Below are 13,137 nucleotides of genomic sequence, written 5' to 3' on the forward strand. Positions count from 1 at the left end.
CTCAGTGGCTGAATTGCGTTGCGTTAAGTCTATTGCCACCGAGATCCACTGATCCCATGACGTCGACAAGCGACAACGAGCTCAGTGCACGCGAGCAAGGTCAGCAGGCCCTGCTCTCGCTGAGCCAGCTTGCGCTCGACGGCATGGAACAGGGCGTCTGCGTCTACGATGCCAACAACCGGATCGTGCTGGTCAACCGCCGGTATATCGAGCTGTTCGACATGTCGGCCGATATCGTCCGGCTCGGCGCGCGCTACCGCGACGTGCTCGCGCACAGCGTGGCGCTCGGCAATATCCCGGCAAGTGAGCTTGATGCGCTCTACGCTTCGCGGATCGCATTGATCACCGCCGGTAAACCATTTCACACCCGGCAGACACTCGCCAGCGGCCTTGTCATCACGCTTGAGCTGAAGCCGCTTCCTGACGGCGGCTGGATGACGATCTGCGATGATGTCAGCCGCCTCGCACGGCTCGAGACCGAGCTGCAGCTTCAGACCGAACGCAGCCAGCACGCGCTCGCGCACATGTCGCACGGCCTCATCATGTATGATGCCGACGGCCGTGTCGTCGTCTGCAACGAGCGCTTTCTGCAATTTTACAATCTGGACCCCAACGTCGTGAGGCCGGGTCTCTCGCACGGCGCGGCGATCGACCACTGGCTGTCGCGCGGCAACAGAGCGGACCTGCCCGGCGACGAGTTCCGCGATGCCCGGATGAACGACGTCCGGACCAGGAGCCCGAAAACCGTTCTCGTGACGCGCTATGACGGCCGCAGGGTACAAGCCGTATCGCGGTTCATGCCCGATGGCGGCTGGGTTACCGTGCATGAGGACGTCACCGAGCGGCTGCAGCACGAGGAGACGCTGAAGCAGCAGAACCTCATGCTGGATGCCGCGCTGGAGAACATGGCGCATGGCCTTGCCTTCTACGACAGCGACATGCGCCTGCGCATCTGCAACTCCACCTATCAGAAGATCTACCGGCTATCGCCGGAGGAGAGCGCGCCCGGCGCGCATCTCTCCGAGCTGATCGAGCGTTCGATGGCGAACGGCACTTTCGCGTCGGAGTATAGCCCACAACAGATTCTCGAAGCCGCCCGCGCGCGGATCGAAAGCCGCGACTCCTCGCCGATGCGGCGGAGCATGACTAACGGCACGGTGATCTCGGTGCGCTATTGCGCACTGCCCGAGGGCGGCTTCGTCGCCACCTACGAGGACATCACCGAGCGCGAACACGCGGTCGAAGAGCTGAGCGAGCAGTATCGCCGCTTCGACGCGGCGCTGAACAACATGAGCCAGGGTCTGTGCATGCTCGATGCGAGCCTGCACGTGATCGTCTGCAATCGCCGCTATATCGAGATGTACGGCCTGTCGCACGACATCGTGAAGCCCGGCGTCTCGATGCGCGAGATCATGGAGCACAGCTGCGATCTCGGCATCCATCCGAACACGACCGCCGCAAAACTCTATGCCGACTACGTCGAGCGGCTGCGCGAGGGCGAGCACACGCTGCACCGCCATTTGAGCGACGGCCGCATCATCAAGCTCAACCACAAGCGGATGGAGCATGGCGGCTGGGTCGTCACCTACGAGGACGTCACCGAGCGTCACAAGGCCCAGGCCCGAGTGGCGCACATGGCGCGGCACGATTCGCTGACCGACCTGCCTAACCGCACGCTGTTCCGCGAAGAGATGGGCGAGGGGTTGAACCAGGTCGCGATCGCCGGCGGCGCCATGGCAGTGCTGTGCTTCGACCTCGACAATTTCAAGACCGTCAACGACCGGCTCGGCCACGCTGCCGGCGACCGGTTGCTGCGCTGGGTCGCGGCACGGCTGAAGGAAAATGTCGGCGAGCACGACACCGTCGCCCGCCTCGGCGGCGACGAGTTCGCCGTGCTCCAGCGCGGACCGCAGCCGCAATCGGCGGAGCGGCTTGCACGACGCCTGGTCGAGATCATCGGCCATCCGCCGCCGCTGGAGAGCCAGTCGATCCATGTCGGCGTCTCCGTCGGCATCGCAATCGCGCCCGACCACGGCCTCGACGCCGACGAGCTGATGAAATGCGCCGATCTCGCGCTGTACCAGGCCAAGGCCAAGGGGCGCGGCGCCTATCAGCTGTTCGAGCCTGAGATGGAAGAAGAGGCGCGCAGCCGGCACGTGCTGGAGCACGATCTGCGCGGCGCGCTGGAAGCCAACCAATTCCATCTGGTGTTCCAGCCGCAGGTGCGGCTCGACACCACCGAGCTGACCGGCTTCGAGGCGCTGCTGCGCTGGACGCATCCGTCGCGCGGCTTCGTCTCGCCGGCCGAGTTCATTCCGATCGCCGAAGAGAACGGGCTGATCGTTCCGATCGGCGAATGGGTGCTGCGCGCCGCCTGTGCCACAGCGGCCTCATGGCCGGATGTCACGGTCGCAGTCAACTTGTCGCCGGTGCAGTTCCGCACGCGCGGACTGGTGACGATGGTGACGAGCGCGCTTGCAGAAGCCGGCCTGCCGCCGCAGCGGCTCGAGCTCGAGGTCACCGAGACGGCGCTGCTCGATGACAGCGAAGCGACGATCGGGATCCTGCACCAGCTCCGCGCCCTCGGCGTGCGCGTCAGCCTCGACGATTTCGGCGTCGGCTATTCCTCGCTGAGCTATTTGCGCAAATTTCCGTTCGACCGCATCAAGATCGACCGCTCCTTCGTCGGCACACTCGGCGAAAGCCCGGAGAGCGTCGCCATCGTCCGCACCATCGCGAGCCTCGGCTCCGTGCTCGGCGTCGAGACCACGGCGGAAGGCGTCGAGACGATCGAACAACTCGACTTCGTACGTGCGTGCGGCTGCACCGCGGTGCAGGGGTATTACTTCGGCAAGCCGTGCCCGGCGGCGGAGGTCGGACGCACCATCGAGACGCTGAACGCGGTCCGCCGCGTGGCGTGAGGCGCGACGCAATCAGTCCTCGCCGGCATCCTTGAGCCGATCGCGCAGAACACTGATCACGCGATGGGTCGTCTCAATCTCCTTCGCTGACAAGCCATCTGCCAGATCATTGACCCACGGGACCTGCAGGCGACCGGCCGCATCGTAGACCTGCCTGCCCTTGTCAGTGAGCACCACGAGCTGCGCCCGGCGGTGATGCGGATTGGTCTCGAACGCAACGAAGCCATCCCGCGCGAGGTCGTTGACGATCCGCTGCACGTTCTGGCGATTGGCGCCGAGATTGCGCGCCAGCCAGGCCACCGGCTCCGGGCGCTCGGCATCGACGATCGCCCCCAGGATCTGCCAGCGCGCGCTGGTAAGGCCTAGCGAGGCCACCAGGCGGTCGCCGGCGGTCAGGAGCAGGCCATTGGCCCGGAACAGGTCGAGGATGAAGCCGGTCAGGGCTTCGCCCGCTGGGGTTCGTTTGGCCTTATTCATTTGCAACCATTATTCCGTATTGACATCATAATGTCAATTTCATATGTCATGGATTGTCGAATTGACATCATAACACCAAAACGAACGGAGTGATATCATGCCGCAGATGCGCCCGCTTGACCCGAGCTTCCCGATCGACCGCCAGATCGCGCTCGACGCCGGCCCCGTGGTGCTGGTCAATTTGTTCACGCTCGATGCCGCGGATGAACAGAGCTTCCTGACGAGCTGGCAGGACGATGCGGCTTTCATGAAGCGACAGCCGGGCTTCATCTCGACCCAGCTTCACCGCGCCGTCGGCGACAATCCGACCTATCTCAATTATGCGGTCTGGGAATCCAATGCGCATTTCCGCGCCGCGTTCACGCATCCTGAATTCCGCGCGAAGATCGCCGTCTACCCCGCATCCGCCGTCGCAAGCCCGCATCTGTTTCAGAAGGTCGCGGTGCCCGGCATTTGCGTGGCGTAGCTGCGCTCGCTCAGCTTGCCGCAGGCAGCGCGCTGTCCGGCGGACCGCCCCACGGGCGCTCGGCTGAGGCGAGGCCAATCAGGCGGCCCTGGATGTAGTCGCAGCCCCAGTCGCGCAGCATGTTGGCGGCGTCCTCGTCCTGCACCCATTCGGCGACGGTCTTGATGTCGAGGCGGCGGGCGAGGTCGATAAGGGTCTGCACGAAGGCACGGTCGTCGGCGGAATGCGCGATGTTCTGCACGAACGCGCCGTCGATCTTGACGATATCCACGCCGAGCTTGCGCAAATTGCGGAACGAGGTGTAGCCGGCGCCGAAATCGTCGATCGCGATTCTGCTGCCGAAATGCTTGAGGCGGCTGACGAAAGCCCGGACATCGTCGATGTCCTGGATCGCGACGGTTTCGGTGATCTCGACGATCAGTCGGTCGGCGACGCCGGGATGGGCGCGCATCAGCGATTCAATGCTGGCCCACCAGTCCGGATCCATGGTCGTGTCCGGCGAAATGTTGAGGCTGAGGCGGATATCGGGCACGGCCGCGAGCTCGGCGACCACGAGCTCGAGCACGCGGTGATCGACCAAGCGAATGAGGCCGAGCCGCTCGGCGACCGGCACGATGTCGGGCGCGAGCAGCACCTGGCCATCGCCCTGGTCCATCCGCACCAGGCATTCGTGGAACGCGCCCTCGCGCGTGGCAGCCGACACCACCGGCTCATAAGCGAGCTTGATGCGGCGCTCGTTCAGCGCGGTGACGATCTCATCGGTGACGCGGATGTTGACGCGGCGCTGGGCGTCGCGCTCGGCGTTCGGACGCCATGCGGCAAACGAGCCGGCGCGGCGGCGCTTGGCGTCGTCCAGCGTCTCATGGGCGCGGTTGATGGCCTCGTCGGTATTGCGGGCATAGCGCGGCAGGCTGACCGCGCCGATCGAGACGGTGACCGAGACCGGGCCGGATTTGGTCGGCACCACCTCGTCACGGATACCGGCGAGGAAGCGCTCGGCCGCGATATTCATGTCGTCGACGGTGCAGTTCTTCAGGATCAGGCCGAACTTGTTGCCGGAGAAGCGGCCGAGCACGTCGCCGCCACGCAGGCGCGTGCGAATGCGCTTGGCGACGTCGAGGATCACGGCATCGGCCACGTCGAAGCCGAAGGCGTCGTTGACGCGGGCGAGATGATCGATGCCGACCAGCATGAAGGCCGCGGTCGAGCGGAAGCGGCTCGTCTCCTCGATCGCTTCGGCCAATGCCGCAATCAGATGGGAACGGTTGAGCTCACCGGTCAGCGGATCGAGCCGGGCAAGCTTCGTCAGCTCCTCGTCACGGGCGTGCCGCTCGTTGTTGATGCGGACAGAGCCGATCGCGCGCACCGGGCGACCGTCGGCCCCGGCGAACCAGCGGCCGGTCTCCTCGATCCAGACCACGGGATCAGAGGCGCTCATGCGCACGCCATATTCGACCCGGTAAGGCGTGCCGTCGGTGCCGTGCACCGCGGACGTCTGCGCCAGCGCGGCATTCCGCAGCGTTTGCGCGGGCTCGATCAGCTTGGCGAACTCGGCGCCGGTCGCCAGCCGCTCGGCGGGAATGCCGGGGAAGATGGCGCCGGCCTGCTCGCCCCAGACGATGGCGTCACTGGCGATATCCCAGACGAACACGGCTTGGCCAAGGGCGGCCAGGATCTCGGAGGCTTGTGGCAATGCTGGGGTCAAAGGCGCCTCGTTTCGGGACAGCGGGGAGTCCTGAGCCGGCACAGGATACGGCCAGATTCGCCCTCCACCCTAGGCAAAGTTCATAAACAATTTGGAAACCACGTTTTCGAGCGCTCCGGAACGGAATAGGCTCGGCCGGCATAGGCCTTGCGAGACCATCACATGCACCGGCGCCAGCGTCCCAAAACGCGCCAGTTCAACCGGATTAGCGGTGTTGCGATGGTGAATGCGGATCAGATCGAAGAGACAACGCGGGAAGCCAGTACCGCGCTGGTCCCGCTGACGCCGGTTTTGCAGTGGGTCCGCAAGGTGCCACTGACGCGCCCAGATCCGAGCTTCGTCACCCAGCTGATCGCCAATGCCGAGCACCTACCCCAGGCAAGCCGGCTACGCCGCGGCTCGTCCGAGGACGCGCACATGGCCTATGGCGGCAAACGCCCGCTTCCCAGCGTCAGCTCGCGCACGCGTCAGGTGGCGTAGCGCCGATCAGCGCGGCTCTTCGGGCGAGGACGGGGTGCCGTTGCCCGGCTGCAAATGCGGCGAGGGAATTTCCGGCGACGGTACGATGCCCGGCTTCGGCGCGGGGTGATCCATCAAAACGGATTCGGCAACCGATTGCGCCGAGGGTGCGGGCGGCTCGGGCTGCGGTGCGGGCACAGGACCGAGCCTCGGCTCGAACGTCGACGCTGGTGGCGGCGCCTCGGCCTGACGCTTCGCCTTGCGCGGCACCGCCACCGTCTCTGCGGCAACGTAAGCGATGCGGCGGCGCGCGCGCTGGGCGATGCCGCCGAGGAAATCGGCCATCGCAAGCAGCACCAGCAGGAAATAAGTGGAATTGCCGAATTTAGGCCACATCACGAATTCGGCCGCGGCAGCCCCGAACAGGATCAGCGACAGCAGATGATCCATCAGGAATTTCGCGCCGGGCCGCGCGCCCTTGACCACTTCGAGCAGCAGCAGCAACACGCCGAGCGCCAGCAGCAGATCGGCAAGCGTGACCGGCCAAGTCTCGCCCGTAATCATCGGCACCTTGAACAGCACGTCCGAAAAGGACACGCTGGGCATCAGGAAGGCGATGATGTTGTAGACCGCGAGCGGAATCAGAAGCAGCGGGAAACCGACCATCGGCAAAGTGCCTTCTCGATCAAGATGTCCGGGCAAGACAATGCGACGGCGAAGCATTCGCTCCGCCGTCACCGTCATATCTCATGGATTGGCCGAAATCAGGCAGGTCACGTCATCCTGATTGAGGATAACCCTGCCTGACAAGGAGTCCTGTCTCAGGACTCTTTCTTCTTCAGGACCTGACGGCCCTTGTACATGCCGGTCTTGAGGTCGAGATGGTGCGGACGACGGAGCTCACCGGAGTCCTTGTCTTCCACATAGGTCGGCTTCTTGATGGCGTCTGCCGAGCGGCGCATGCCACGGCGCGACGGCGAAGTTTTTCGTCTCGGAACGGCCATTTCAGTATCCTCTAGGGATTGGTGTTCATCCGGGCATCGTCCGCGGAGGGACGGCTCAGCACCCGCAATACGAGGCGAGCTGAATGCCGATCAAGGCCGGGCTTATAGAGGAAGGCTGGCCGTAAAGCTAGGGTTCTGGGACGGAAAATGCGCCCGAAATGGGCCCGAAATCAGCGATTTTCCCGCCAGCAGGTCAAGAGCCAGGAGGCCTGCCCCCTTGCCACATAGGTTCCGGCCAGCCGCCGGACGCCCGGTCCCGGGGTCCTGGCGCTGCGTTTGACCGGATTCGGCAGGATCGAGGCCAAAAGGGCCGCTTCCCGGGGGGAGAGATTGCTAGCCGACTTGCCGAACGCATAGGCGCTGCCCGTCTCCGCCCCAAATTGGCCCTGCGGGCCGAGCTCGGCAATGTTGAGGTAAATCTCCAGGATCCGGTGCTTGGGCAGGACGAAATCGATCCAGAGCGCCAGCGGAAACTCCAGCGCCTTGCGGACAAAATCCCGCCCTTGCCAGAGGAACAGGTTTTTCGCGACCTGCTGGGTGATGGTAGAGGCGCCGCGGAACGGCGTACCGTCCTCCTTGGCGTCGTCGATCGCCTCGCGCAGCGCGCCCCAGTCGATGCCGTGGTGCTTGCAGAAATGGGCGTCCTCGGCCGCCACGACCGAGCGCGGCAAATAGGGCGACATCGCCGCCAGGTCGATCCATTCCCGATGCATCGGCGCGCCCGTTAGCGAGCGCCAGGCCATCAGCGTCGAAACCGGATGGCCGGTGCGGTAGAACGGCGCGACCACGTAGGGCGCAAGAGCCACGACCGCGACCGCCAGCAGCAGGATTTTGACGATGCGCAAATCGACCTTTCCGGCGCAAGATGAAACGCGGCCGCGGATCCCGCCATTAAGTCTGTGATAATTCGGGCCTTTTCCAGCACTTTTTGGGCCTTCCAAACGATTGACTGGGGCCGGCTCATAAAGGATTGTCCCGCCGAATTTTTGTTCTGGAGCCTTTCTTGATGACCGGCACGTCCCCGTCCGATTTCGCCAAGCGTCTGGACACGACCGCTGATGACACCGAGGCCCTGCTCGGGCGCCTGCTGTCGGACGACATCCTGCACGATGAGATCGCCCGTCCCAAGCGACTGATGGATGCAATGCGCTATTCGAGCCTGAATGGCGGCAAGCGCCTGCGGCCGTTCCTGGTGGTCGAGAGCGCGGCCGTGTTCGGGGTGCCGCGTGAAGCGGCGCTGCTCGTGGGCGCCGCGCTCGAATGCATCCACTGCTATTCGCTGATCCATGACGACCTGCCGGCGATGGACAATTCGGACCTGCGGCGCGGCCGCCCCACCCTGCACAAGCAGACCGATGACGCCACCGCGATCCTTGCCGGCGACGGCCTTTTGACGATCGCCTTCGACATCGTCACCCGCGACGAGATCCATCGCGACGCCAATGTCCGGCTGCTGTTGACGCGAGCGCTTGCGCGCTGTGCCGGCATCGGCGGCATGGTCGGGGGCCAGATCCTCGATCTCGCCGGCGAAGGCCGTTTCGGCGGCAGCGAGCCGGTCGATGTCGCCCGTATTCAGCAGATGAAGACCGGCGCGCTGCTGCGCTATGGCTGCATCGCCGGCGCGATCCTCGGCCAGGCCTCGCAGAAAGAATATCAGGCGCTCGACGATTACGGCCGCGCGCTCGGCGAAGCCTTCCAGATCGCCGACGACCTGCTCGACGTCGAGGGCGACGCGGCAGCGCTCGGCAAGCCCTCGGGCCAGGACGCAGCGCTGGGCAAGACCACCTTCGTCACCCAGCTCGGCATCGAAGGCGCCAAGCAGCGCGTGCGTGATTTGCTTGCGCGCGCCGACGGCGCCGTCTCGATCTTCGGCGATCGCGCCGCCGTGCTGCAAGCCGCCGCGCGCTTCGTCGCTGAACGAAAGAACTGACGTCGGGTTTTCGATTCTCCCGCTCGCGGGAGAGCACAGGCCGCCCATCGGCGGCCGTTCTTAAGAGACGCCGAGGCGGAGCCTCGGCTATGCCGAAGGCGCGGGTGAGGGTTCTCTCCTCTTGGGGATTCTCGATTGTGGAGACACCCGCTCCATAGCCGATGCTTCGCATCGGCGTCCTAATTTGGGAACGGCGGCCGAAGGCCGCCTATCCCGCGACATTGTCCCGGCTTCGCCGGGACTTTGTCGCAAGAAGCGACGCCCTCAGTTGCAGACCTCGGCATTGGCATCGACGTGAGGGCCCGCCGCCACCGCGATAGTCGAGGTGGCAGCCGGGCTTGACCGGACGGCAAAGGAGATCGTTGCAAAAGATCTGACCACTGCCGCCCGAGGCGCGACCCGCGCCGGCCGCAGCGATGCCGCCCGCCGCTCCGGCGGCCGCGCCACCGGACTGACGGCGCTGCCGTGCGGGACGCTCATCGCCGTCGTCACGCTTGGCGGTTGCAGGCTTGGTCGGCTTGCCGGCACGCTGCTTCTCGCATTCATTGTCGCCGTTCAGCACATAGCCGTCGCCGCAGACGATCTTGGTGCACTTGTCACCGTCGGCCTTGAAGCCGTGATCGCAGACCAGCGGGCAGACGCGCGACTGCTTTGACTTGACCGTATCCAGCGCATCCGTGCTCGCCACCTTCACGTCGAGCTTGGTGCCGGCATAGCGATTGAACTGCGACAGCGACCGCTGCGAGGACGTGCTCCAATTGCCGTCAGCCTGACCGGAGAAACAGCCGACCCGGCCAAGCTCGGTCTGCACCGAGCGGCTGAGATCGGCCGGCGTGGTGGACGGCGTCAGCGCGGCGATATTGGTGCCGGCGGGACTCGCCGCGCTGGCGGGCGCAGCGCGCGGCGCGGCAGCCGCGAGATTGACGCGCTGCTGCTCGGCAGCCGCAGCCTGCTGCTGCGCCTGCTCCTTGGCTTTCTGCGCGGCAAGCTGAGCCTGCTCGGCTGCTTTCGCGTCTGCCGCAGCCTTGGCCTGGGCGTCCTTCTGCGCACCAAGCGCGGCGAGACGGTCGCGCTCGGCATCGGCCTGCTTCGCCTTCTCGATCGCCGCCGCATGAACCTGCTCGGCCTGGATCTTGTCGAGCTGCAGCTTGGCGAGGTTCGCATAGAAGCCGTCCGGATGCTGAGCCAGGAAGGCTTCCCACGCCGGCTTGTTGCCGACCTGGAGCGCGAGCTCGTAGTCGCGGCGCATATCGGCCTGCGGATTCACTGCGGGTGCGGGCGCCGCTGCGGTCACGGGCGTTGCCTTCACCGGCACCAGCGGCACGTCTTCGCCGCCGAGCGAGCCGTAGACGAACGGCTCCTGCTTGTTGCCGGTCGACTTGAGCACGTCGTCGCGCACGAAACCGAAGGCGCGGCGCACGTCGAGGCCCGGCGTCGTCAGATGCTTCGACAGCGCGATCGTAAACGGGCTGTTGGCGCCGTCGCCGTCCTGCGCCGTGAAGCCCGCCTTGGCCGAATAAGCGATCAGCGTGTTGGAGCTGGTCGGCTCGACCTGGGCCAGGCCACGGCCGATTCCGCGCGAAGCCAGCGTGCGCTTCATGGTCCTGCCGAACGGATTGTCCCGGCAGGCGTCCAGGATCACCAGCCGAAGCTGCTTCGCCGGCTCGACCGCGACCAGAACGCGATCGAGCGAGAGCGCCTCGTCATAGACGTCGGTGTCGCGCTCGAGCTTGGCATCCACCGGGATCAGGTAGTTGGAGCCTTCGACCTCGATGCCGTGGCCGGCATAGTAGACCACCGCGATGTCGGCATCGCGGGTCGAATCGGCGAAGTCGCGCAGCACGCGCCGCGTGTCGAGCGCGGTCAGATCGTGGCGGGAATCGACGACATCGAAGCCAGCATCCTTCAATGTCTTTGCCATCACCGCACCGTCGTTGACGGGATTGGCGAGTGATGGCGCGTGCTGATAGGCCGAGTTGGCGAGCACCAGCGCGACGCGCTTTCCGGCGAAGGCGGGTCCGGCGCCGAACATCAGCATGACCGCGAGGAGAAACGGGCAAAGTCTGAAAGAATTGCGCATGACACAACTTCCGAAAGTTCGGGGCGGTTCACACCCTCAGGGCCAGCCTTAGCAAGATCCACCGCCTGCGCTTGTGATGGAGGTCACGAAGACTGCGGCGGCGACAGGCCGAGGAACCCCTTTTGTTAGTCGCGCCAGCGCGTTGGCGGTTCGCCGCCAAAAATGCGTGCGGGCTGGCTTTCGCTAGGGATCCCCGACATGCCCCCGATGCTGCGGCAGATCGTCCGTGATCTCGTGCCACGGCGCCTTGGAGCCGACGAAAATATGGCCGGTCGGGCGGATCGAGGGGGCATCGACCAGGGTTCCCATGGCGACATGGACCCATTTTCCTTCCCGGACCCGTGAATAAAGCAGCGAGCCGCAGCGGGCGCAGTGCGCGTCATGGGTGGTATCGTCCCCGTAAATCATCCGCTAGTCCTCGCCCCTGACGAGACGAAGCCGGCTGTACTCGATGCCCGCGAACGGCTTGAAGGCGGAACCGGTGGTCCGGCGGCAGTTCGAACAATGGCAGTTCAGCGCATAGGAGAACGCATCCGCCACCTCGTAGCCGACGGCGCGGCAATAGCATTCGCCGGCAAGGATACCAGCGTTCGATTTTTCTGATCCGGTCATGACGGTGCCCTCGCACAAATGGCGGAAGACACCCATAGCGCAATTCGATGCGTACCACTAAGTTCGCGGCGCGCCATCATTCAAGGGATGATCCATGAGCCAAAATCGTTCGAGCGTCGAAGCCGTCGTGCAATCCTATTTCGACGGGCTTTACGAGGGCGACGCCGAAAAGCTCGGCGACGTCTTCCATCCATCCGCCGATCTGCGCTGGGTGGAAAAGGGCGAGCTGAAGATCCTGACCGTACCGGACTGGCTCGCCTGGGTACGCAAGCGCCCGTCTGCCAAGGCCGAAGGCAAGCCGCGCGAGGATTTCATCGTCACCATCGACCGCTCGGACGACAAGACCGCCTTCATCAAGGTCAAATGCCAGCTGCCGCCGCGCTTCTTCACGGATTATCTGGTGGCAATGAAGCTCGCTGACGGTTGGCAGATCGTGTCGAAATCGTATCGGTATGATCTGAAGGATTAAAGCTTCCACTGCCTGAAATTGGGCACACTCGTCTCCCATTTTTCGGTCATTGCGAGCGTCGCGAATAGCACGTCTGTTGCATCCCCACCTCCGTCTCACCCGAAAGTCCCCTATGCTGCTCGACCGCCGTTCCCTGCTCGCTTCTCTCTGTTGGATGGCCGCTTCTCCAGCTCTCGCCGCGGACGCACCGCCTGAGCTCGAATCCTATGAGCGCGAAAGCGGCGGGCGGATCGGGGTCTACGCGGAGAATCTCGCCACCGGCGCAAGGCTCACCTGGCGGGCCGACGAGCGCTTCGTGATGTGCTCGACGTTCAAGGCTTCGCTCGCGGCTTGCGTGCTGGCGCGGGTCGATCGCGGCGAAGAGAAGCTGGCCGCGATGATCCCTTATGGCAAGACCGACCTGCTGGAGTACGCGCCGGTCGCGAAGCAAAACCTGTCGGCCGGCGCGATGTCGGTCGCGGACATGTGCAAGGCGATCGTCGAACTCAGCGACAACACCTGCGCCAATCTGCTGCTCGCGCGGATCGGCGGCCCCGCCGCACTCACCAAATTCTGGCGGTCGATCGGCGACACCACCTCGCGGCTCGACCACGACGAGCCCGAGCTGAACCGCTCGCCGCCCGGCGACCCCCATGACACCACGACGCCGGTGGCGATGGCCGGCAATCTGAAGCGACTGGTCACGGGCGAAGCGCTGTCGTCGGCCTCGCGGGCCCAGCTCACCGAATGGATGGTGGGCTGCAAGACCGGCGCGAACCGGCTGCGCGGCGGCCTGCCGGCAAGCTGGAAGTTTGGCGACAAGACCGGCAACAATGGCAAGGATGCGTCGGGCGATATCGCGGTTGCCTGGCCCAAGCCTGATAACAAGCCTGATGCGCCGATCCTGATCGCGGCCTATACCCAGGGCGGCACGCCGAATGCGGCGCAGATCGAGGCGGTGTTCGCCCGCATCGGGCGCATGGTGGCCGAACGACTGGTGTAGCCGCTTCGCATTGACCTCTTGGCTGCTTCCGG

General features: G+C 65.0%; 11 protein-coding genes and 2 pseudogenes. 6 read left to right on the top strand and 7 right to left on the bottom strand.

All coding sequences use genetic code 11. From position 1 onward, the window contains the following. The first annotated feature begins 56 nt into the window (after positions 1 to 56). Entirely contained in the window at positions 57 to 2,921 is a 2,865-nt protein-coding gene (locus ACP2YP_RS38805) for a PAS-domain containing protein (RefSeq protein ID WP_426421547.1), read from the top strand. 12 nt (positions 2,922 to 2,933) lie between these two features. On the opposite strand, the gene ACP2YP_RS38810 is transcribed toward ACP2YP_RS38805, so the two are convergent. Further along, positions 2,934 to 3,398 carry a MarR family winged helix-turn-helix transcriptional regulator gene (locus ACP2YP_RS38810; protein WP_426421548.1) on the bottom strand — a complete coding sequence of 155 codons (465 nt, stop codon included), beginning with the start codon at positions 3,396 to 3,398 and terminating at the stop codon, positions 2,934 to 2,936. Positions 3,399 to 3,495: 97 nt separating this feature from the next. Here ACP2YP_RS38810 and ACP2YP_RS38815 point away from each other — a divergent pair, with 97 nt between their 5' ends. Then, the gene (locus tag ACP2YP_RS38815; protein WP_200470672.1) at positions 3,496 to 3,864 is read left to right on the top strand and encodes an antibiotic biosynthesis monooxygenase family protein; all 369 of its coding nucleotides are present in this window, start codon (positions 3,496 to 3,498) and stop codon (positions 3,862 to 3,864) included. A gap of 10 nt (positions 3,865 to 3,874) precedes the next feature. On the opposite strand, the gene ACP2YP_RS38820 is transcribed toward ACP2YP_RS38815, so the two are convergent. Continuing rightward, positions 3,875 to 5,569 carry an EAL domain-containing protein gene (locus tag ACP2YP_RS38820; protein WP_426421549.1) on the bottom strand — a complete coding sequence of 565 codons (1,695 nt, stop codon included), beginning with the start codon at positions 5,567 to 5,569 and terminating at the stop codon, positions 3,875 to 3,877. 219 nt (positions 5,570 to 5,788) lie between these two features. Between ACP2YP_RS38820 and ACP2YP_RS38825 the strand changes: the two genes are divergently transcribed. Next, positions 5,789 to 6,049, top strand: coding sequence for a hypothetical protein (locus ACP2YP_RS38825; RefSeq protein ID WP_426426431.1), 261 nt, complete (start codon positions 5,789 to 5,791; stop codon positions 6,047 to 6,049). A 6-nt stretch (positions 6,050 to 6,055) separates the two neighbouring features. Here the strand turns inward: ACP2YP_RS38825 and ACP2YP_RS38830 are convergent, their stop codons facing one another. From ACP2YP_RS38830 to mtgA, 3 genes are all read right to left on the bottom strand, one after another. Beyond that, a complete protein-coding gene (locus ACP2YP_RS38830; RefSeq protein WP_426421550.1) occupies positions 6,056 to 6,694 on the bottom strand; it encodes a hypothetical protein in 639 nt (212 codons plus the stop codon). Positions 6,695 to 6,849: 155 nt separating this feature from the next. Then, the gene (gene rpmF, locus ACP2YP_RS38835) at positions 6,850 to 7,032 is read right to left on the bottom strand and encodes a 50S ribosomal protein L32 (protein ID WP_007598106.1); all 183 of its coding nucleotides are present in this window, start codon (positions 7,030 to 7,032) and stop codon (positions 6,850 to 6,852) included. A gap of 170 nt (positions 7,033 to 7,202) precedes the next feature. Then, on the bottom strand, positions 7,203 to 7,877 hold the full coding sequence (gene mtgA / locus ACP2YP_RS38840; RefSeq protein ID WP_426421551.1) for a monofunctional biosynthetic peptidoglycan transglycosylase: 675 nt from the start codon (positions 7,875 to 7,877) through the stop codon (positions 7,203 to 7,205). A gap of 161 nt (positions 7,878 to 8,038) precedes the next feature. On the opposite strand from mtgA, the gene ACP2YP_RS38845 reads away from it, so the two are divergent. After that, on the top strand, positions 8,039 to 8,962 hold the full coding sequence (locus tag ACP2YP_RS38845) for a polyprenyl synthetase family protein (protein WP_426421552.1): 924 nt from the start codon (positions 8,039 to 8,041) through the stop codon (positions 8,960 to 8,962). 264 nt (positions 8,963 to 9,226) lie between these two features. Here ACP2YP_RS38845 and ACP2YP_RS38850 read toward each other — a convergent pair. Both ACP2YP_RS38850 and ACP2YP_RS38855 read right to left on the bottom strand, forming a co-directional pair. Further along, a pseudogene (locus ACP2YP_RS38850) lies at positions 9,227 to 11,042 on the bottom strand (caspase family protein). 183 nt (positions 11,043 to 11,225) lie between these two features. Further along, a pseudogene (locus tag ACP2YP_RS38855) lies at positions 11,226 to 11,654 on the bottom strand (GFA family protein). A gap of 94 nt (positions 11,655 to 11,748) precedes the next feature. Between ACP2YP_RS38855 and ACP2YP_RS38860 the strand changes: the two are divergent. Together ACP2YP_RS38860 and bla are read left to right on the top strand one after the other, a co-directional pair. Then, positions 11,749 to 12,123 (top strand): nuclear transport factor 2 family protein, encoded by a 375-nt coding sequence (locus ACP2YP_RS38860; RefSeq protein WP_426421553.1) that lies wholly within the window; start codon positions 11,749 to 11,751, stop codon positions 12,121 to 12,123. Positions 12,124 to 12,235: 112 nt separating this feature from the next. Further along, the gene (gene bla, locus ACP2YP_RS38865) at positions 12,236 to 13,105 is read left to right on the top strand and encodes a class A beta-lactamase (protein ID WP_426421554.1); all 870 of its coding nucleotides are present in this window, start codon (positions 12,236 to 12,238) and stop codon (positions 13,103 to 13,105) included. The last annotated feature ends 32 nt before the right edge of the window (positions 13,106 to 13,137 follow it).

This window comes from Bradyrhizobium genosp. A (genome assembly GCF_049949275.1).
In the GTDB taxonomy this organism is placed as follows: Bacteria; Pseudomonadota; Alphaproteobacteria; order Rhizobiales; family Xanthobacteraceae; genus Bradyrhizobium.

Excerpts from the sequence above, each read along its gene's own strand:
- ACP2YP_RS38825 (WP_426426431.1), top strand. The coding sequence starts at position 5,789 with ATGGTGAATGCGGATCAGATCGAAGAGACAACGCGGGAAGCCAGTACC.
- ACP2YP_RS38860 (WP_426421553.1), top strand. The coding sequence starts at position 11,749 with ATGAGCCAAAATCGTTCGAGCGTCGAAGCCGTCGTGCAATCCTATTTC.
- ACP2YP_RS38805 (WP_426421547.1), top strand. The coding sequence starts at position 57 with ATGACGTCGACAAGCGACAACGAGCTCAGTGCACGCGAGCAAGGTCAG.
- ACP2YP_RS38815 (WP_200470672.1), top strand. The coding sequence starts at position 3,496 with ATGCCGCAGATGCGCCCGCTTGACCCGAGCTTCCCGATCGACCGCCAG.
- ACP2YP_RS38830 (WP_426421550.1), bottom strand. The coding sequence starts at position 6,694 with ATGGTCGGTTTCCCGCTGCTTCTGATTCCGCTCGCGGTCTACAACATC.
- bla (WP_426421554.1), top strand. The coding sequence starts at position 12,236 with ATGCTGCTCGACCGCCGTTCCCTGCTCGCTTCTCTCTGTTGGATGGCC.
- ACP2YP_RS38845 (WP_426421552.1), top strand. The coding sequence starts at position 8,039 with ATGACCGGCACGTCCCCGTCCGATTTCGCCAAGCGTCTGGACACGACC.
- rpmF (WP_007598106.1), bottom strand. The coding sequence starts at position 7,032 with ATGGCCGTTCCGAGACGAAAAACTTCGCCGTCGCGCCGTGGCATGCGC.
- ACP2YP_RS38810 (WP_426421548.1), bottom strand. The coding sequence starts at position 3,398 with ATGAATAAGGCCAAACGAACCCCAGCGGGCGAAGCCCTGACCGGCTTC.